Origin of the sequence: Gemmobacter denitrificans (assembly GCF_036964905.1) — a bacterium.
In the GTDB taxonomy this organism is placed as follows: Bacteria; Pseudomonadota; Alphaproteobacteria; order Rhodobacterales; family Rhodobacteraceae; genus Gemmobacter; species Gemmobacter denitrificans.
In genome coordinates this window covers 436,295-455,108 of record NZ_JBALHR010000001.1, presented here as the reverse complement: position 1 = coordinate 455,108, position 18,814 = coordinate 436,295, and the positions used below count along the sequence as shown (strand labels likewise).

The 18,814-nt window shown below is 62.3% G+C and carries 21 protein-coding genes; 10 read left to right on the top strand and 11 right to left on the bottom strand.

Annotated elements, in window-relative coordinates; all coding sequences use genetic code 11:
* Positions 1–88: 88 nt before the first annotated feature.
* Together rplM and rpsI are read left to right on the top strand one after the other, a co-directional pair.
* A complete protein-coding gene (rplM, locus tag V6590_RS02260) occupies positions 89–553 on the top strand; it encodes a 50S ribosomal protein L13 (protein ID WP_335418894.1) in 465 nt (154 codons plus the stop codon).
* Between the two features lie 2 nt (positions 554–555).
* Positions 556–1,050, top strand: a complete 495-nt coding sequence (gene rpsI, locus V6590_RS02255) for a 30S ribosomal protein S9 (protein WP_335418892.1) — start codon at positions 556–558, stop codon at positions 1,048–1,050.
* Between the two features lie 142 nt (positions 1,051–1,192).
* Here rpsI and V6590_RS02250 read toward each other — a convergent pair whose 3' ends face one another.
* Positions 1,193–1,423 carry a DUF1127 domain-containing protein gene (locus tag V6590_RS02250; protein ID WP_335418890.1) on the bottom strand — a complete coding sequence of 77 codons (231 nt, stop codon included), beginning with the start codon at positions 1,421–1,423 and terminating at the stop codon, positions 1,193–1,195.
* Between the two features lie 89 nt (positions 1,424–1,512).
* On the opposite strand from V6590_RS02250, the gene V6590_RS02245 reads away from it, so the two are divergent.
* Genes V6590_RS02245 through V6590_RS02220 form a run of 6 tightly spaced genes read left to right on the top strand, consistent with a single transcriptional unit; the run spans position 1,513 to position 7,056 of the window.
* Complete coding sequence (locus V6590_RS02245; RefSeq protein WP_335418886.1) at positions 1,513–2,913, top strand: aminotransferase-like domain-containing protein; 1,401 nt, start codon at positions 1,513–1,515, stop codon at positions 2,911–2,913.
* Between the two features lie 35 nt (positions 2,914–2,948).
* A complete protein-coding gene (locus tag V6590_RS02240; RefSeq protein WP_335418883.1) occupies positions 2,949–3,254 on the top strand; it encodes a hypothetical protein in 306 nt (101 codons plus the stop codon).
* A complete protein-coding gene (locus tag V6590_RS02235) occupies positions 3,247–4,137 on the top strand; it encodes an ABC transporter permease (protein ID WP_335418880.1) in 891 nt (296 codons plus the stop codon). Before V6590_RS02240 ends, V6590_RS02235 begins: the two co-directional genes overlap by 8 nt.
* On the top strand, positions 4,134–4,940 hold the full coding sequence (locus V6590_RS02230; protein ID WP_335418877.1) for an ABC transporter permease: 807 nt from the start codon (positions 4,134–4,136) through the stop codon (positions 4,938–4,940). Before V6590_RS02235 ends, V6590_RS02230 begins: the two co-directional genes overlap by 4 nt.
* 23 nt (positions 4,941–4,963) lie before the next feature.
* Positions 4,964–6,040 carry an ABC transporter ATP-binding protein gene (locus V6590_RS02225; RefSeq protein WP_335418873.1) on the top strand — a complete coding sequence of 359 codons (1,077 nt, stop codon included), beginning with the start codon at positions 4,964–4,966 and terminating at the stop codon, positions 6,038–6,040.
* On the top strand, positions 6,037–7,056 hold the full coding sequence (locus V6590_RS02220) for a hypothetical protein (protein ID WP_335418870.1): 1,020 nt from the start codon (positions 6,037–6,039) through the stop codon (positions 7,054–7,056). The genes V6590_RS02225 and V6590_RS02220 overlap by 4 nt, the downstream gene beginning before the upstream one ends.
* Here the strand turns inward: V6590_RS02220 and V6590_RS02215 are convergent.
* From V6590_RS02215 to V6590_RS02185, 7 genes are all read right to left on the bottom strand, one after another.
* Entirely contained in the window at positions 7,050–7,661 is a 612-nt protein-coding gene (locus V6590_RS02215) for a TetR/AcrR family transcriptional regulator (protein WP_335418868.1), read from the bottom strand. The two genes, V6590_RS02220 and V6590_RS02215, sit on opposite strands and share 7 nt — an antisense overlap.
* On the bottom strand, positions 7,654–8,535 hold the full coding sequence (gene ppk2 / locus V6590_RS02210) for a polyphosphate kinase 2 (protein ID WP_335418865.1): 882 nt from the start codon (positions 8,533–8,535) through the stop codon (positions 7,654–7,656). The genes V6590_RS02215 and ppk2 overlap by 8 nt, the downstream gene beginning before the upstream one ends.
* Positions 8,536–8,545: 10 nt before the next feature.
* Positions 8,546–9,499 (bottom strand): alpha/beta fold hydrolase, encoded by a 954-nt coding sequence (locus V6590_RS02205; RefSeq protein ID WP_335418862.1) that lies wholly within the window; start codon positions 9,497–9,499, stop codon positions 8,546–8,548.
* Entirely contained in the window at positions 9,492–10,415 is a 924-nt protein-coding gene (metA, locus tag V6590_RS02200) for a homoserine O-acetyltransferase MetA (RefSeq protein ID WP_335418860.1), read from the bottom strand. The genes V6590_RS02205 and metA overlap by 8 nt, the downstream gene beginning before the upstream one ends.
* Before the next feature lie 30 nt (positions 10,416–10,445).
* On the bottom strand, positions 10,446–11,309 hold the full coding sequence (locus V6590_RS02195; protein WP_335419370.1) for an ATPase: 864 nt from the start codon (positions 11,307–11,309) through the stop codon (positions 10,446–10,448).
* A 98-nt stretch (positions 11,310–11,407) separates the two neighbouring features.
* Positions 11,408–12,550 carry an outer membrane protein transport protein gene (locus V6590_RS02190; protein ID WP_335418857.1) on the bottom strand — a complete coding sequence of 381 codons (1,143 nt, stop codon included), beginning with the start codon at positions 12,548–12,550 and terminating at the stop codon, positions 11,408–11,410.
* 98 nt (positions 12,551–12,648) lie between these two features.
* A complete protein-coding gene (locus V6590_RS02185; RefSeq protein ID WP_335418854.1) occupies positions 12,649–13,533 on the bottom strand; it encodes a DMT family transporter in 885 nt (294 codons plus the stop codon).
* An 89-nt stretch (positions 13,534–13,622) separates the two neighbouring features.
* Between V6590_RS02185 and V6590_RS02180 the strand changes: the two genes are divergently transcribed.
* Positions 13,623–14,780: a low temperature requirement protein A gene (locus V6590_RS02180; protein ID WP_335418850.1), complete on the top strand. Its 1,158-nt coding sequence runs from the start codon at positions 13,623–13,625 to the stop codon at positions 14,778–14,780.
* Between the two features lie 21 nt (positions 14,781–14,801).
* Here V6590_RS02180 and V6590_RS02175 read toward each other — a convergent pair whose 3' ends face one another.
* Complete coding sequence (locus V6590_RS02175) at positions 14,802–15,080, bottom strand: putative quinol monooxygenase (protein ID WP_335418849.1); 279 nt, start codon at positions 15,078–15,080, stop codon at positions 14,802–14,804.
* On the bottom strand, positions 15,077–16,636 hold the full coding sequence (gene guaA, locus V6590_RS02170; RefSeq protein WP_335418847.1) for a glutamine-hydrolyzing GMP synthase: 1,560 nt from the start codon (positions 16,634–16,636) through the stop codon (positions 15,077–15,079). The genes V6590_RS02175 and guaA overlap by 4 nt, the downstream gene beginning before the upstream one ends.
* A 236-nt stretch (positions 16,637–16,872) precedes the next feature.
* Here guaA and V6590_RS02165 point away from each other — a divergent pair, with 236 nt between their 5' ends.
* Positions 16,873–18,417 carry a trimethylamine methyltransferase family protein gene (locus V6590_RS02165; protein WP_335418844.1) on the top strand — a complete coding sequence of 515 codons (1,545 nt, stop codon included), beginning with the start codon at positions 16,873–16,875 and terminating at the stop codon, positions 18,415–18,417.
* Positions 18,418–18,486: 69 nt separating this feature from the next.
* Here the strand turns inward: V6590_RS02165 and V6590_RS02160 are convergent, their stop codons facing one another.
* Positions 18,487–18,780, bottom strand: coding sequence for a DUF6477 family protein (locus tag V6590_RS02160; protein ID WP_335418840.1), 294 nt, complete (start codon positions 18,778–18,780; stop codon positions 18,487–18,489).
* Between the last annotated feature and the right edge of the window lie 34 nt (positions 18,781–18,814).

The window sequence follows — 18,814 nt, the reverse complement described above, 5'->3', positions numbered from 1 at the left end:
CCATCGCTTGACCCGGCGTTGGAAATGAAGGAAAAGCCCCCATCCGAGATTCAGGGGCAGCGTGCCCCCCAAACTCCATGGGTCTGATATGAAAACCTTCACCGCAACGCCTGCGGATATCGAGAAGAAGTGGATCCTGATCGACGCGGAAGGCGTCGTTCTGGGCCGCCTCGCGACCATCGTCGCCAATATCCTGCGTGGCAAGAACAAGCCGACCTTCACCCCCCATATGGACATGGGTGACAATGTCATCGTCATCAACGCCGACAAGGTGCAGATGACCGGCAACAAGCGCAACGACAAGCGCTACTACTGGCACACCGGCCACCCGGGCGGCATCAAGTTCCGCACCGCGCGTCAGGTGCTGGAAGGCAACCACCCCGAGCGTGTGGTGGTCAAGGCCGTGGAACGCATGATCACCCGCAACAGCCTGGGTGCCAAGCAGATGACCAACCTGCGCGTCTATGCCGGCGCCGAGCATCCGCATGAAGCGCAAGCGCCGACCGTGCTGGACGTGAAGGCCCTGAATCCCAAGAACACCCGGAGCGCCTGATCATGGCTGACATCAAATCCCTCGACGATCTGAAATCGGCCGTCTCGGGCGCTGCTGCCCCGGCTGCCGCCGCTCCGGCTGCTGCGCCGCGCGAACCCAAGCGGGATTCGCTGGGCCGCTCCTATGCCACCGGCAAGCGCAAGGATGCGGTTGCCCGCGTCTGGGTGAAACCCGGTACCGGCAAGGTTGTGGTCAATGGCAAGGAAATGGCGGTCTATTTCGCCCGTCCCGTGCTGCAGATGATCCTGAAGCAGCCCTTCACCATCGCCAATGTCGAAGGCCAGTTCGACGTTTATGCCACCGTGGCCGGTGGTGGTCTGTCGGGCCAGGCTGGTGCGGTGAAGCACGGCATTTCCAAGGCGCTGCAGCTCTATGAACCCAGCCTGCGCGCCGCGCTGAAGGCCGCCGGTTTCCTGACCCGCGACAGCCGCGTGGTGGAACGGAAAAAGTACGGCAAGCCGAAGGCCCGTCGGTCGTTCCAGTTCTCGAAGCGCTGATCCGCCCTTCGCCAGATCATCGGAAAAGCCCTGCATCTTGCAGGGCTTTTTTGTTTTGTCTGCCCGGGTTCGTGCGGGCATGAAAAAAGGGCCGGAAGAACCGGCCCAGTCAGGGGTACACCTTGAAAAGGGGGGGGGGCGATCAGGCCTGCCAGAAGGGTTTTTCCCCTTCGGCCCATGCGGCATCTGCTGTCAGCCCGATGTCGCGCAGAAGATGCGCATCCAGCCCGCGCAGGCCGCGGCGGCCCTGACGGCGCAGATCCCAGGTCAGCAGGGTTTGCGCGACAGTCAGCGCAAGGCGCGACAGCGGCGGCAGGGTCTGCGGGCCGGTAAAGATCAGCGTCGGGGCGGCGGTCAGCGGCGACCGGGTCATGATAGCACCTTTTGTGTTGATACAATAAATGGAGTTTCGTATATCATTGATACAATGCCGCGGAGGCACAGGCCAGAGGTTGAATTGTCATGGATACAAATTGGCGGCCCGATCTGAGTCAGCATCCTGGGCCGAAATATCTGGCCCTGACCCGCGCCCTTCGCGAGTCAATCCGCGCCGGTGAACTGGCCCCCGGGGCACAATTGCCTACCGTGCGCGATCTGGCCTGGAGCCTGCAGGTCACGCCAGGCACTGTCAGCCGCGCCTATCAGATGGCCACACAGGAAGGGCTTCTTGCGGCCACGGTGGGGCGCGGCACCTTTGTTGCCGCCCGCGCCCCCAGGCTTGGCCCGACGCAGGCGCTGTTTCAGGAACGCGATCTGGGCAATGAACCCTGGCTGGTCGATCTGCGATCGCCGCAATTGCCGGATGTGGGGCAGGCGGCGGCGATGACGGCGGCCTTGTCGCGCATTGGCGGCGATCTTGGGACGGATTGGCAGGATTATCCATCGCAGCGCGGCGAGGCCCCGTTGCGCGATGCACTTTGCGACTGGTTGAGCGACCGGGTGCTGGGCCCGATCACCGAAGCCGACATCGCCTTGTCTCATGGCGGGCAGAATGCGCTGTTGCTGGTATTTCTGTGCTGTCTGCGGGGCGACCGGCCGGTGATCCTGACCGAAGACCTGGCCTATCCGGGTATCCGCCATGCCGGGCGGCTGGCGCGGGCCGAGGTGGTGGGGGTAGAGATCGATGCACATGGCCTGTGCCCCGCTGCGCTGGAGGCGGCCTGCCGACGGCATGGCGCCCAGATCCTTGTGATCACACCCGAGGCCCAGAACCCGACCGCCGCCCGCATGCCGCTGGAACGCCGCGAGGCCATCGCCGCCATTGCTCGCAAGTATGACCTGCAAATCATTGAAGATGATTGCTATTCCATTGCGGAAAGCCAGTTGCCCTCGATCCGCGCCCTGGCACCGGATCGCACCTGGTATGTGGGCAGCCTGTCCAAGTCATTGTCGCCCGCGCTGCGGCTTGGCTATGTGGTCTGCCCCACGGGAATGGGCGAGGCGGGGCGGCTGACTGCGCAGCACAGCTTTTTCGCGCTGTCGCGCCCGGTCTCGGACCTATGTCTTGACCTGTTGGAAAGCGGTGTGGCCGATCAGTTGCGCCGGGCCGTGGTGGCAGAATTTTCGGTCCGTCTGCAGCAGATGGTCAACGCGCTTGGGGCTTTTGACATCCGCTGGCAACCGGGGCTGCCCTTCATCTGGGTGCCGTTGCCGACCGGTTGGCGCGGTTCGACCCTGGCGCGGATGGCCGAGGCGGAAGGGGTGCTGGTGCGACAGGCCGATGAATATGCGCTGATCCATGGCCGCGCCCCCCATGCGCTGCGCGTGGCGGTGGCGGGGGCCATTCCCCAGGCACGCTATCTGCCCGCACTGGACACGCTGGCCCGACTGCTGGCGCGGCCCCCGTCCGACATGGCGGTGTAGCACGGCGCTCTGACATGGCGCTCTGACATGGCGGCGTGATCTGGAACTGGCAGATTGCCGGGGACGCCGGTTTCCCGGCTGGGGATTTTTCAGGCAAAGCCGTGCGGCCCAGAGGCAAATCACGCAAGGGCATCGCAGGCAGCCCAAAAAATGATCAAATTATTTTTCGATTTTTGGCAAAGGGTTGCAGGCAATTGTTCCTGATTTTCCCCAGACCTGACCGGGCACTTGGGCATTTGGCCCCTTTTCATGTGCCCGGCCATGTGCCAAAAATTCTGCAAAAATACGTCAAATGCCGGGATCTGCAGTCCCAGGCCAGAAACAGGGGTGATGATGGATAACGGGTCTTCCAAAGGCCGATTCTGGAATTCCGAGGCTGCCAGCGGCCTGACGCTGATTTCGCCCCCTGCCATCTATGCGATCCTGCTTCTGGCGGCCCCGTTGGTCACGGTGGTCGTCTATTCGCTGATGGTGGATGCCAAGGCGGGCCTGTCTGCGGGATTGACATTCGGCAATTACATCGAGGTCTGGACCGGTCGCATCTATCAGGCGATCATGCTGCGTTCGCTGTGGGTTGCGGCGGCCGTAACTCTGATCACCGTGCTGCTCGCCTATCCTGTGGCCTATTTCGTCAGCTTCCATGTGGCGCAGGACAAGAAATCGCTCTGGCTGTTCCTGATCACCATTCCGTTCTGGACCAGCTATCTGATCCGGGTGTTCCTGTGGAAGGTGATCCTGGGCTATAACGGCGTCATCAATTCCGGGCTGATGGGCCTTGGGCTGATCGATGAGCCACTGACCGTCATCAACTATTCCATCGGGTCGATGATCATGACGTTGGCCCATGCCTATGCGCCCTTTGCCATTCTGCCGATCTTCGTCAGTCTGGAAAAGATCGACCGCAGCTTCCTTGAGGCAGGGCAGGATCTGGGTGAATCAAAGTTCATGACATTCCTGCGCGTGACCCTGCCACTGTCGATGCCCGGGGTGATCGCGGCGGTGCTGATCGTGTTCATTCCGACCATCGGCGATTATGTGACGCCCGACCTGATCGGTGGTGGCAAGATCCCGATGATTGCCAACATGATCGAAGGCAAGATGCTGAAACAGAACGACAAGGCGATGGGATCGGCCCTTGCCATGACGGCCATGCTGATCGTGGCCATCGTGTCGCTGATCTTCCTGATGCTGAACAAGCGGTTCCTGAAGGGGCAATCCCGATGAAAAGCCCAAGCCTCAAGGCCTATGCGATCGCCTATCTGATCTTCCTTTATGCGCCGATCATCCTGCTGCCGATCTTTGCCTTCAATGACAGCAAGATCATCGCATTTCCGCTGCAGGGCTTCACGATCAACTGGTTCGTGGAGATGTGGGACGACCCGACACTGGTGACCGCCTTCCGCAATTCACTGCTTATCGCGGTGGTGTCATCGACGCTGGCCACGGTTCTGGGCATCTTTGCCGCCCGGGCCAGCACCCGCTATACGTTTCCGGGCAAGGGCGGTATCCTTGGTCTTATCATGCTGCCCATGGTGCTGCCTGAAATGATCTTTGCCATGGCGCTGTTGGTTGTTCTGGTGGCCATTGGCATTCCGCTGTCGCTGTTCACTATCATTCTGGGCCATGTGCTGCTGTGCACGCCTTTTGCCATGGCGATCCTGACATCGGCCTTCCAGTCGCTTGACCGGTCGCTGGAAGAGGCCGCCTATGATCTGGGTGAAACGCCGGCCTCGACCTTCCGGCTCATCATCCTGCCGCTGGTCATGCCGGGGATCATTTCGTCGCTGCTGATCTGCTTTACCATCAGTCTGGACGAATTCATCATCTCGTACTTCCTTGGCGGCAACCAGACCGTGCTGTCGGTCTATATCTTTGGCCAGTTCCGTTTCCCGGCCAAGGTGCCCGCTGTCATGGCGCTCGGGTTCATTCTCGTGTGCCTGTCGATCATCCTGATGACCATCGCTGAATATTTCCGCCGCCGCGGCATCGCGAAGACCGGCGGCAAGGATACCGGAGGCTTCCTGTGACATCCGCTGCCGAAAAACCCAACATGATCGAGTTCCGTGACGTCCATAAATACTATGGCGATTACCACGCGCTGCGGGGCATCAATGCCACGATCCGGGCGGGCGAATTCTTTTCGCTGCTGGGGCCATCGGGCTGCGGCAAGACCACGCTGTTGCGCACCATCGCGGGGTTCGAGGATATTTCCTCGGGCGCGGTGATGATCGATGGCAAGTCAATGTCGGGCGTGCCGGCCAATGTGCGACCCACCAACATGGTGTTCCAGTCCTACGCGATCTTTCCGCATCTGACGGTCGCGCAGAATGTGGGTTTCGGCCTGCGTCGCGATCCGATGTCTGCCGCCGAAAAGGCCAAGGCCGTGGACGAGGCGCTGGAGATGGTCGGACTGAAGGGCTATGGCGCGCGCGCGGCCCATGCGCTTTCGGGCGGGCAGCGGCAGCGGGTGGCACTGGCCCGCGCGCTGATCCTCAAGCCCAAGGTGCTGCTGCTGGACGAACCGCTGTCGGCGCTGGACAAGAAGATGCGCGAACAGATGCAGGTGGAATTGATCAAGCTGCAGCGTCAGGTCGGCATCACCTTCATTCTGGTGACCCATGACCAGGAAGAAGCCCTGGTGATGAGCGACCGCATCGCCGTGATGTTCGAAGGCCAGATCGCCCAGCTTGCCGATCCTGAAACGCTGTATCGCCGTCCGGCCAGCAAGAAGGTGGCGGATTTCATCGGCACGATGAACTTCCTGCCCGCAAAGGTTCTCTCGGATGCGGGCGCCACAGTCGAGGTGGAGGCACAGGGCTTTGGCCGCATGAGCCTTGCGCCCGATCAGGTGATGACCGGCCATTCCGCCGACGGTGCCACCATTGGCCTGCGCCCTGAAACGCTGACCATCCTGTTCGATGGCCAGACTGCGTCGGAACGCGAGGTGATGGGCAGCGTCGAAGAGGTCGTCTATTACGGTGACATGACCTATTACGACGTGAAGCTGGACGGGGCCGAAGTGCCGATGCGTCTGTCGATGCGCAATGTGCCGGGTCGCCCGGTGCTGGATCGCGGGAACAAGGCCCGTCTGGGCTGGAGCCCGAGTGCGGCGGTGCTGTTCCGATGACCTTGCCACGCTGCCTGCAGCCGCCCGAATGGTTGCAGGCAGCGGATGCGCTGCCGCCAAGCCTGATATTCCACACCAAGGGCCCCCATGCAGACCGTCTGCTGCAAGGGGGCTTTCAGCTCTTGTCGGCTTTGGCAGGCCATGCCGCGCAGGCCGGCTGGGGGGTGGAGGCGGTCACTTTCACCCCCGCCTCGCCCATGCTGGCTGCGGCTGACAGCGGGCGGCATCTGCATATCCTGATGGAAGATCATCCGGCCTATGGGCCAAGGGTCTTTCACGCCGTCCCAGGCTATCTGCGCGGCTGGTGGTTCTTTGACGAGGTGGCGACGCGCAACAATTCTTCCATCCGGCTGCGCCATTTCGACCCCCGCACCATCAAGCCCGATTTCGCGCAGCGTTTCTGCGACCGGCTGCGCACCCGCTTTGCCGGGCGCAATTTCAGCAAGTTTCCGCAGGAACAGCGCGGCAGCCAACCGGTGCCGGAAGATTGCCTTGCGGTCTTTGCCCAAGGGTTCAAGGTGCCGCCGCATCAGACCCATCACATGGGGGTCTTGCCACTGATCCATGCCGTGATTGCGGCTCGGGATGGGCGGCCTGTCGTGATCAAGCCACATCCGAAGAACACGCTGGAGGAACTTTCGGCGCTTGAGGCACTGCACGATCCGGGGGCGGGGGTTCATGTCATGGATGCCTCGATCCACGATATTCTTGCGGCCTGTCTCTGCGCGATTTCGGTCACCTCGGCCGTAGCTTTCGAAGGCTTCCTGCATGGCAAGCCCGCCGTTGTGGCCGGGCAGGTCGATTTCGCGCAGAACCTTGTGACGCTGACCGATCCCAACCGGATGGCCGAGGCGATTGCCGCCGCGCTGGCGCGGGACTGGCCGCATGATCGCTTTGTCACTTGGTATCTGAGGCACAATTGCGTCGAGGATCGCGCCGAAAGCCTGACTGAGATATTGGGCCGCCTGCACCGCAAGGGGATCAGGCTGGGCGATCAAGGCCCCGGATTCTACTGATCGGGCGGCAAAAGACCCAAACCGCGCAGGTAGATACCGATGCCGGTTTCCAGCAGGTCTTCGGGCGGGAAGGGGCTTTGCGCCCCACCACGCATGTAAAGCTCCACCACGCCATGGCTCATGGCCCAGACATGGGCCGAAACCATGCTGCCCGGGGGGCGGCGGTCGGCAGGCAGGTGCTGCGACAACCCGTCGGCGGCGCGTTCGAGCACATTGCGCGCTTTGGCCGCAACCGGGGCCAGATCGGGCCAGGCCTGCGGACGGATGCCGCTTTCAAACATGGCGATGTAATGGCCGGGATATTTGCGCGCAAAGGCCAGATAGGCACGTCCCGTCGCCTCGAACGCCGCCAGGGCCGAAGGTTTGCCCTCGTTATAGGCGTAATCCATCAGGGCGGCGAAAATGTCATAGCCCTGCCGCGCCACTTCGGCCAGCAGCTCATCCCGGCCTGCGAAATGGCGATAAACAGCCGCTGGAGTGACATCGGCGGTTTTCGCGGCTTCGGACAGGGTAAAGCCATGCGGCCCCTGATCCGCAATCAGGACCAGCGCCGCCTCTACCAATGCCTGCCGCAGGTTGCCGTGATGGTACCCGCGTTTAGTCATTCGCGCCGTCAGACCACAGTTCCGGCCCGCCGCAGATTGCGGGGTCGGGCGTGCCGATCGCCTTGCGGTCCTTGCCCTTGTATTCCACCGCATTAAGGATGGATTGTATGGCTGCAATCCGGGCGCGTTTCTTGTCATCCGACCGGATCACCGTCCAGGGCGCGGGGCCGCGATGGCTGCGCTCCAGCGTTTCGGCAATCGCATCGCTATAGGCATCCCATTTCGTCAGCCCTTCAACGTCGATGGGCGACAGTTTCCACTGTTTCAGCGGGTCGCTTTCCCGCTGCAGCATGCGGCGCAGTTGTTCCGGGCGGCTCACATCCAGCCAGAACTTCAGGAAGGTGATGCCTTCCTGCACGATCATGTCTTCAAATTCCGGCAATTGGCGAAAGAAGGCTTCTTTCTGGTTCGGGGTACAAAAGCCGAAAACCGGTTCAACAATGCCGCGATTGTACCAGCTGCGATCAAAGATCACCATTTCCCCGGCAGCGGGAAACCAATCGACATAGCGCTGGAAATACCATTGTGTTGCTTCGCGATCCGACGGTTTCGACAAGGCCACAACCTGACAGCCGCGCGGATTGAGGTTTTCGGTCAAGGCCTTGATTGTGCCACCCTTGCCAGCGGCATCGCGGCCTTCAAACACCACAATCAGCCGTTTGCCGGTCTGTTTGACATCAGATTGCAGGCGCACAAGTTCAATCTGAAGCCGATCCATGGTGTCGGCATAGTCTTTCTTGCCCATTTCGCTGCGATAGGCATAGCCCTTGGACAGAATGTCATCCTTTTGCGCCGTTTCGATGGCACGACGGACCGCTTTTGGCGCGTCTTCGCGGAAGTAACGGCTGATGGCACCGTCGAAAGGCAGGTCCATGGCGGGGCTCCTATACCGTGGCTTCGCGACAATCTAGGGGAAGGCCCGCCCGGGCCGCAAGGCGCTTTACCGCAGCCAGCACGTCAGCGGGATGGGTCTGGTGCGGCATATGGCCGACGCCGGGCAACAGGGTCAGCGCGGCATCCGGCAGGCTTTGGGCCAGCGGCAGGGCATGGATGTGATGTGGCACCACGCTGTCGCTGTCGCCATGCAGGATTTCCACCGGCATCGTCAGTCTGGAATACAGCGGAACCATGGCGCGCACATGGCCCAACAGGCTGTTCACCTGCCGAATATTGGCATCCATCGCCCGCCGCCGCAGCACCAGCGGAATCCCTGACGCCGTGGCATAGCCGGGCGGGCAGGGCTGCGGGGCAAAGACCGAGGCAATGGCGCTTTCCACCCGGCTGCGCGGGACAAAGGCGACCACCAGCGGCAGGATCAGCGCCCGCACCAAGGCCGGACGGTTTACCCGATACCAGGGATCAAGCCCGCCTTCCCAGGGCATTGCCACACCGGACACCAGCGCCAGCCCAGCGACGGGGGCGTGCAAGCCCCAGGCCAGCGCCACCGCCCCGCCATAGGAATGGCCCAGAACCAAGGGCCTGTTGACCCCCGCAGCCTGCACAGCCAGAGCCATTAGCCGGGCCTGTTCGCCCAGATCATCCCGCCCCCCGTCAGACCATCCCAGCCCCGGGCGATCCACCAGGGTGACGCGGAAATTTTTGGCAAGTTCGCCCGCCAAATCCATGAATTCGCGCAAGTTTGCGCTTGATCCATGGATCAGCACCAGATCGGGGCCATCCCCCGCCTGCCACAGATGGATCTGCCGCCCTTCGACCGTGATCCGTTGCCCGATCGGCGGGAAGCGCGCCTCGCGACGCGCCTCGCGCAGGCGGGCGCGGGCGGCTGTCAGCGCCGCAAGCCCGGCCGGAACCCCGAACATCAGCGCCTGTTCAAGCACCGATTTCCGCCATGTCGAAGGGGGTGGATTGGTAAATCTCGTTGATCCAGTTGCCATAGAGCAGATGGGCATGGCTGCGCCACCGGTTCATCGGCTTTTGCGAGGGATCGTCCTTCGGGTAATAGTTCATCGGCACATTGATCGGCGTGCCATTGGCCACGTCGCGATCATATTCCTGCTTCAACGTATCGCTGTCATATTCGAAATGGTTGAAGATATAGAGCGCGCGGTGCCCTGCATCTTCGACCAGACAGGGGCCGACCTCATCGCTGCCCAACAGGGTGCGCAGCCCGGGTTTGCTGTCAATCTCGGTCTGTTTCATTTCAGTCCAGCGCGAAACCGGGATCACGAAATCATCCGAGAACCCACGCAGATAGGGCGAGGTGGGACACAGGTTGCGGTGGCGGAAGCAGCCAAAGGCCTTGGCGTCCAGCATGTGTTTTTGCACGCCGTGGAAATGGTTGATCATCGCCATGCCGCCCCAGCACACGCCGAAGGTGGAATGGACATGGCTTTGCGTCCAGGCGAAGACCCGGGTCAGTTCATCCCAATAGGTTACCTCTTCGAAGGGCAGGTGTTCGATAGGGGCGCCGGTGATGATGAGGCCATCGAACTTCTCACCGCTCTCCGCGACCTCGGCAAAGGGGCGGTAGAAGGTTTCCATATGTTCGGCGGCGGTGTTCCGGGTCAGGTGTTCGGTCATGCGGATCAGCGACAGGTTGATCTGCAGCGGCGTGGCCCCGATCAGGCGCGCGAACTGGTTTTCGGTCTGGATCTTCTTGGGCATCAGGTTCAGCAGGCCGATGCGCAGCGGGCGGATGTCCTGACGCGCGGCGCGTTCGGGCGACATCACCATGACGCCTTCGCGGTTCAGCACGTCAAAGGCGGGCAGGGTTTCGGGCAGGGTAATGGGCATTTTCGACTCCGTTCGGCGGAGGATGTGGGGTCAGCCGCGCTTGCGGTCAATGGCAGTGGCGATCAGGTCGGTAAAGCCTGCGGCATCGCGCACCTGCGCAACCTCTTCGGCGGTGACCGTCACGCCCCATTCCGCCATGGCGGCATAGCGGGGCTGGCGATGGGCAAGGGCCTTGGCATAGGTCCAGCGGACAAAGGTATCCGGGTTGACCTCATCTGCCGCAAGCCCTGTTTCGGCGCGGTATTCGCCCCACATTCGCTCCAGAAAATCGGGCTGGTAATACATGGGCTTGGGCGCGCGGTCAAAACGGCGGACCAGTTCGGCGGTATGGGCCTCGGACCCCTTGATCCAGACCATCAGGTGATGGGCCGACAGTTCGGTCAGCACCGGATCGGCGGGATTTTCCGGCTCGACCACCTCGCAGATGGAGCCGGAGGTGTCGCAGATGAAATTGTCATAGCCATAGATCTCGCGCGCCCTTGCGATGAAGCGCGTGGTGTCCAGCATGGCGGCAATTTCGGCCTGCCGGTGCTGGCCCTGCCGTTCCATATAGGCGGCGAAATCCAGCCCGCCAAGCGCGGGGTTGCCGGGCTTGCCCAGATAGGTGGAGAGCGGCGCGAGATTGTCGAAGGTGATGTTCGACGCGATATAGACGCTGTCGGTCATCAAGAGTTCGCGCAGGAAAGGGTTCTTCATCGCCTCGCGCTTGAAGTTGTCAGCGATGTATTCGCCCATGTAGCGGGTGCCGATCCGGTAATCGACCGAATAGTGAAACCAGCCGCCGGTATCGCGCAGCATCGAGGCGAGATAGGTCTTGCCCAGGCCTGACATGCCGAACAGCAAGACCCGCTTGTCGCTGGCTGCCCGCCACTCTGCTGCCGAAGCGTAGATCATCGCCATCCCCCGTCTTTCGCCGCCCATGTCCTAACGCCTTGTCCCCGGAAATGCAAAGGCCCCGCCGAAGCGGGGCCTGTATTCGCCCTATGGCAAGATCAGAAGGTGAAACCGACCTTGATGCCCACGGCGGTTGCGTGGTTGTCGCGGAAATCCGCGCGGGCTGTATCAGGCGTTCCGGTTTCGGGCTGGGCGTTCCCCAGATCGAGGTAACGCGCGCCCATGGTGATCTTCATGTTGTCGCGGGTATAGACAGCAGCAATGCCGATACCACGATAGCCATTGGTGGGTGCCAGCGGCGATACCAGCGGATCGCCGCTGGGTTCATAGGTCGCGAAGACCGAGCCCGACCAGTTGTCGTTGAACTTGCGCCCGACACCCAGCGTATAGGTCACGCTGTCTTCGAGGCTGACCAGACCGCCACCTGTCACTGCGGTGAAGCGGGCCGGATCAATCAGGAAGCTGGACCAGTCGACCCAACGGATCGAGCCGAAGACCAGCGTATCCTTGGCGACACCGCTTTGCACATCAAGGTTCACGGCCTGCGGCGTGTTGACATTGGTGACCGACGCCAGCGGCACCCCACCGGGGATCGGCCCTACAGCGGTTGCAAAGGTTTCCGTGGTGTCAAGTTCGTGCTTGACCTTTGAGAAGTAGGTCAGTGCCACACGCAGCGCGATTTCCGGCTTTTCATAAGCTACACCGACCAGATAGCCGGTGCCCCAGTCTTCATCGAAGGACACGTTGTAGCCATTGACCGGACCATAGGCGAGACCGCTGAGCGTCACCTCACCGCTTGCTTTTGAGGCGCGGATACCGGCATGGGCCGAGAAGCTTTCCGAAAACTTGTAGCGCAGGATCGCAGTCACACCTTCGCTGTCAAGTTTGGCAGAAGTGCCACCCAGAGCCACAGAACCACCCGCCAGTGCCGTCGGATAGGCGATATCGGCACCATAGGCATTGTCGTAGATGATCGCGCCGGACAGGCTTTCGTTGAAGTCGTATTTCAGGGCGATGCCGGGCAGGCTGTGGCTGTCTGCCACCTGGCCCGACGGACGGCCACCGAACGCAGCCACATCATTCCCCGAAACACTCGGGTTGATCTGGCCATAGCTCAGCTCGGCATAATTGCCCTTTTCAAAGATGATCCCGATGGGCTGGCCCGACCGGTCCACCCCGCCGGCATGGGCTGCACCGGCAAGCCCGGCGAGAATACCGCAGAGAGCGGTGAATTGTTTCATGTCTCCATCCCCTTCGCATCGTTGATCCGGCTTAACCTCCCGCCGGTTACCAAAAGGCTAAGGCCGGGCGGGCCAAGCGGTCAACAAATGACGATACGTCAATTTTCCGTGACGTTACGCTGTGCGACTTGAGCGCCACGAATATTGATCCAATTGGCCAGAAAGATCAGCGTTCCCCCCGCCAGAACCCACAGATCAAGCGCTTCGCCATACAGCAACATGCCGATCACCGCGATCAGGGGCAGGCGGGCGAAATCGATTGGCACCACGACCGAGGCCGGTGCCAGGCTGAGCGCCGTGGTCAGGCAGAAATGCGCGATGACGCCTGCCGCACCGATCACGGCAAGCCAGGGCAGGGTGGCCGGGCTGGGCAGGGCGATGGCGCCGTCCCATCCTGCACTGGCCAGACCCAGACCGGTCTGCATCAGGGTCAGCCAGAACAGGATGGACACGATGGTTTCGCCCCGCGTCAGCGCCTTGGTCAGAATGACAGACCCGGCAAAACACAGGGCCGAGGCAGCGGCGGCCAGCACCCCGGGTTCGATCCGGCCGAAATCGGGCCGGGCCACCACCATCGCCCCGGCAAAGCCAAGCGCGGCCGCGGCAAGGCGCAGCCGGGTCAGCCTTTCGCCCAGAAACAGCGGCGACAGCAGGATCACCCAGAGCGGCGAGGTGAATTCCAGCGCAAAGACCTGTGCCAGAGGGATCGCCGACAAGGCCCAGAACCACAGGTTCTGACCGCTGAAATGCACGACATTGCGCAACAGATGCTGCGGCAGGTTGCGGCTTTGGACTTCGCCCAGACGACCGGCCAGACCGGCAATCGCAACGACCAGCCCAAAACCGATGACCGACCGCCACAACATCACCTCGAATGTGTCATGCGCCCCGGCCACGGCACGACCCGCCACCGCCATCGCCGAAAAGGACAGGATGGAGCCGGTCATCCATCCAGCGGCGGCAAGGGGGCGGTAGGTCTGCATCTGGGCTCTCCTCACGTCAGTCGTGACGGCGCTTGCCCGGAATGTCCAGTGCCAGTAGCCTGCAGCCCCTGTGAAATGTCGGAGGTATCATGGCCCGCCCGCTCTTGCGCGAAACGGACAGCCGTGTCGGCTTTGCCGAACTGTTCTATGATCTGGTGTTCGTCTTTGCGATCACGCAGGTCAGTCATCTTTTGCTGCACCATTACAGCCTGTTGGGCGCGGTCGAGACGCTGGTGATCTTTCTGGCGATCTGGTGGATCTGGATCTACACGACCTGGGTGCTGAACCGGCTGGACCCGGACCGGACCTATGTGCGCGGCCTGCTCTTCGCGCTGATGGCGGCGGGGTTGTTCCTGTCGATGTCGATTCCGCAGGCCTTTGCCGATCGCGGCCTGATCTTTGCGCTGGCCGTGGTGGCGATGCAGGTCGGGCGCACTGCCTTTGTCTATGTGGCGGCCAAGGGGGATGCACAGCTGCGCCTCACCTATCTGCGCATCCTGATCTGGTTTCTCGTCTCGGCGCTGTTCTGGATCGCGGGCGGCCTGGCCGATCCGCATCACGGACGGTTGCCGCTATGGGGCGTGGCGCTGCTGATCGAATATCTGGGGCCGGTCTTTGGGTTTCTGGTGCCAAGGCTGGGGCGCGATGGCACGCAGAACTGGACGGTGAAGGGCGGCCATATCGCCGAGCGTTGCGGGCTGTTCGTGATCATCTGTCTGGGCGAAACGCTGCTGGTCTCGGGCGCGACCTTTGCCGAAATGGACTGGACGGCGCCGGGGCTGATGGCCTTCCTGTCAAGTCTGACAGGGGCTATCGGCATGTGGTGGGTCTATTTCCACATCGGTCATCGCCGTGGCACACATCAGATCGAACATTCCGACGATCCGGGGCGTCTGGCGCGGCTGGCCTTCACCTATGCCCATATTCCGATTGTCGCGGGCATCGTGCTGACAGCGGTGGGGGCGGAACGGTCAATCGCGCATCCGGGCGATGCGGCCACGCTGGCCGAGGCGGCCTCTGTCCTGGGCGGGGTGCTGCTGTTTCTGGCGGGCAATGGCTGGTTCAAGCGGATTTCGGCCACCAATTTCCCGCTGTCGCATATGGTGGGGCTGGGGGCTTGCGCGGCCCTGCTGCTGGCCTTGCCCTATACCAATCTGCTGGGGCTGAATATCGCCTCGACCGCGGTGCTGCTGCTGGTGGCGATCTGGGAGCATCGCTCGGTCGGGCATCAGATCGCGCCGCAGTAAGGCACAAAAGCGGGGTGGGCGTCAGTCGCCCACCTCCTCCAGCCGGAAATCCCGCAGGATGTGGCGGGTGGCGGCGAACCAGACACTGTCGCGGGTGCGGGCCTGATGGGCATCAAAGCTCGCGCGGTCGCGGAAGCTTTCCATCACCTCGAAGGTCATCGGATCATCGGTTTCGGTGATCTCGAAGGACAGGCAGCCGGGTTCGGCGCGGGTCAGGGTGATGTGATCCTGCACATGGGAAAGAACCGTTTCGCGGTCCTGATCGGTCATGCAGATCAACTGGCCACGCAGGCGGATCATTCGAGTTCAATCGTCCCTGGCGGTTTGGAGGTCAGGTCGTAGAACACGCGGTTCACGCCCTTCACCTCGTTGATGATGCGGGTCATGGTTTCGCCCATGAAATCATGGCTGAAGGGGAAGACATCCGCCGTCATGCCATCGACCGAGGTGACCGCGCGCAGCGCCACTGCGTAATCATAGGTGCGCCCGTCGCCCATCACGCCCACGGTTTTCATCGGCAGGATGGCGGCGAAGGCTTGCCAGATCTGGTCATAAAGCCCGTGCTTGCGGATCTGGTCGATATAGACCGCGTCGGCCTCGCGCAGGATCGCCAGTTTTTCGGCGGTGATCTCGCCGGGGCAGCGGATGGCGAGACCGGGGCCGGGGAAGGGATGGCGGCCGATGAAGCTGGCGGGCAGGCCCAGTTCGCGCCCCAAGGCGCGGACCTCGTCCTTGAACAGCTCGCGCAGCGGTTCGACCAGTTTCAGCCCCATCTTTTCCGGCAGGCCGCCGACATTGTGGTGCGATTTGATGGTGACCGAAGGCCCGCCCGAGAAGCTGACGCTTTCGATCACATCGGGATAGAGCGTGCCTTGGGCGAGGAATTCGGCGCCCTCGATCTGGTTGGCATATTTCTGGAACACGTCGATGAAGAGGCGCCCGATGGTCTTGCGCTTCACCTCCGGGTCCGAGACGCCTTCCAGCGCGCCGAGGAACAGCGCGCTTTCATCGGCATGGATGAGGTTGAGGTTGTAATTCTCGCGGAACATGGCGACGACCTGTTCGGCCTCGTTTTTCCGCAAGAGGCCATGATCGACGAAGACGCAGGTGAGTTGCGACCCGATGGCCTCGTGGATCAGGATGGCGGTGACGGAGCTGTCCACCCCGCCCGACAGCGCACAGATCACCTGCTTGTCGCCCACCTGTTCGCGGATCGCGGCGATGGCCTGTTCGCGGTAGCCCGCCATGGTCCAATCGCCGGTGAAGCCCGCGAGGCGCACGAAATTCTCGTAGAGTTTGGCGCCCTTGGGGGTGTGGTGCACCTCGGGGTGGAATTGTACGGCATAGAAATTGCGGGCCACATCGGCGGTGATGGCGAAAGGCGCGTTGGGCGAGGTGCCATAGACCTCGAAGCCCGGGGCGAGTTTCGACACGTGATCGCCGTGGCTCATCCAGACCTGCTCGTCGCCTTCCGCGAACCAGCCGTCCAGGATGGAGAGTTGCGCGGCGGTGGGGGTGACGAAGGCGCGGCCAAATTCGGCGGTGCCATGGCCACCTTCGACCTTGCCGCCCAGGCAATGCATCATCACCTGCTGGCCATAGCAGATGCCCAGGATCGGCACGCCCAGATCAAAGACCCCGGCGGGCGGCATCGGCGCGCCTTCCGCATAGACCGAGGCGGGCCCGCCCGAGAAGATCACCGCCTGCGGGGCGAAGGCCTTGAGAAAGGCCTCGTCCACGCGGTTGAACGGGTGGATTTCGCAATAGACATTCAGCTCGCGCAGGCGACGCGCAATCAGCTGCGTGACCTGAGAGCCGAAGTCGATGATGAGCAGGCGTTGATGCGGATGTGTCATGGCTGCGCCATAGCTTTGGACCGGTGGAATCGCAAGTGGAAAGCGGGCTCTGTCGGGGCAGGGCGGCACGGCCTTTGCGGCCCCCACCCATGCGCGGCAGGTTTGCGCGGCGGGAAATCCGAGAATGTCGTTTTCAGGACAGAAACGGCGCAAACAACAGCCGGTGGCGCAGTCAGGGGCGGCATATAAGAGAAAACTTGCGGCGCCCGTGCGGGCGCAGGACGGAGGATTTCGGCATGAATGACGGCACAGCAGGCGGGCGTCGGGCACGTGGCGGCGGGGCGGCACGGCGCGCTGAGCGCACCGGCATCAGCTTCGAGACGGCGAAATACATCAGCCGCAACATCCCGAACTTCGAGATCCTGAACGAAGAAGCGCTTCAGATCATCGAATGGAATGCCGAAACGGTGCTGGAGGAAGTTGGCGTCAACTTCCTTGATAATCCGGCTGCGCTGGACCTGTGGCGTGCCGCCGGTGCCGATGTGCGCGGCGAGCGGGTGCATATTCCGCGCGGGCTGGCCCGCAAGCTTTGCGCCACCGCGCCCCGCACCTTCACCCAGCATGCCCGCAACCCCGAGCGCAATGTCGAAATCGGCGGGAAAAACCTTGTGCTGGCGCCGGTTTACGGCCCGCCCTTCGTGCGCGATCTAGAAGGTGGCCGCCGCTATGCCACCATCGAGGATTTCCGCAATTTCGTGAAACTAGGCTACATGTCCAAATGGCTGCACCATTCGGGCGGCACGGTCTGCGAGCCGACCGATGTGGCGGTGAACAAGCGTCACCTCGACATGCTGCACGCCCATATGACGCTGAGCGACAAGCCCTTCATGGGGTCGGTCACCGAGCCGGTGCGGGCGCAGGATTCGGTCGAGATGGCGAAGATCCTGTTTGGCAATGACTTTGTCGATCAGAACGTGGTGATGACCTCGCTCATCAACATCAACTCGCCGCTGACCTTTGATTCGGTGATGATGGGCGCGCTTGAGGTCTATGCCAAGGCAGGCCAGGCCGCGATTATCTCGCCCTTCATCGTGGGTGGGGCCATGGCACCGGTGACGGTGGCGGGCACGCTGACGCAGGTGCTGGCCGAGGTTCTGGCGGGCGTGGCCTATAGCCAGCTGATCCGCCCCGGCGCGCCGGTGATCTTTGGCGCTTTCGTGACCTCGATCGACATGAACTCGGGCGCGCCGACCTTTGGCACGCCGGAAGCGGCGCATATCACCTATGGCGCGGGCCAGTTGGCGCGGCGTCTGGGTCTGCCTTACCGTTCGGGCGGGTCGTTCTGCGGATCGAAACTGCCGGATGCTCAGGCGGCCTATGAGACGGCGAACAGCCTGAACATGGCGCTGCTGGCGGGCGTGAACTTCATGCTGCATGCCTGCGGCTGGCTGGAGGGCGGTCTGGTATCCTCCTACGAGAAATTCGTGATGGATGCCGATCAGCTGGGCACGCTGCACCATCTGGCGCAAGGCGTCATGATGGATGAGAACGGCCAGGGCATGGATGCGATCCGCGAGGTGGGCCCCGGCGGCCACTATCTGGGCTGCGCCCATACGCAGGCAAATTTCAAGAGCGCGTTCTGGCGTTCCGACCTGCTGGATTACAAGCCGTTTGAAACCTGGGACGAAGAAGGCGCGCGCGACACGCAGGTGCTGGCGGCCGAGCGGGTCAAGAAGCAACTGGCCGATTATCAGGCCCCCGCGCTGGATGCGGGCATCCGCGAGGCGCTGGATGCCTATGTGGCCCAGAAGAAGGCCGCTGAACCCGACGCCTTCATCTGATTGGCTGCGGTTTAGAAACAGAAAAGGGGCCGCGTCGCAGCGCGGCCCCTTTTTGCATCGGGCGCCAGATCAGGCCCGTTGTTGCGGGCGTGGCAACAGATGAAGCTCGGCTAGCAAGGCGATCAGGATATCCACATGGCGGCTGATCGAATAGCTGGCATCGCCCTTGCGGCGGGTGGCCTCCAGCTGTTCTTCCTCTTGCATCAGGCGACGCAGGGTCTTTTCCGGGCCAGCTGGCGGATCGCTTTTCAGCAGACGTTTCAAGTCGCGTTCGCGACAGTAATCCATCAGGCCAAGACGGGCGGCGCGCAGCAGAAGGCGCGGGCGCTTCAGGTCGGCCAGAAGGGTGCGGAAATCGGTCATGGCAGGTCTCCCGTTTTCAATTCCGCAACAATCG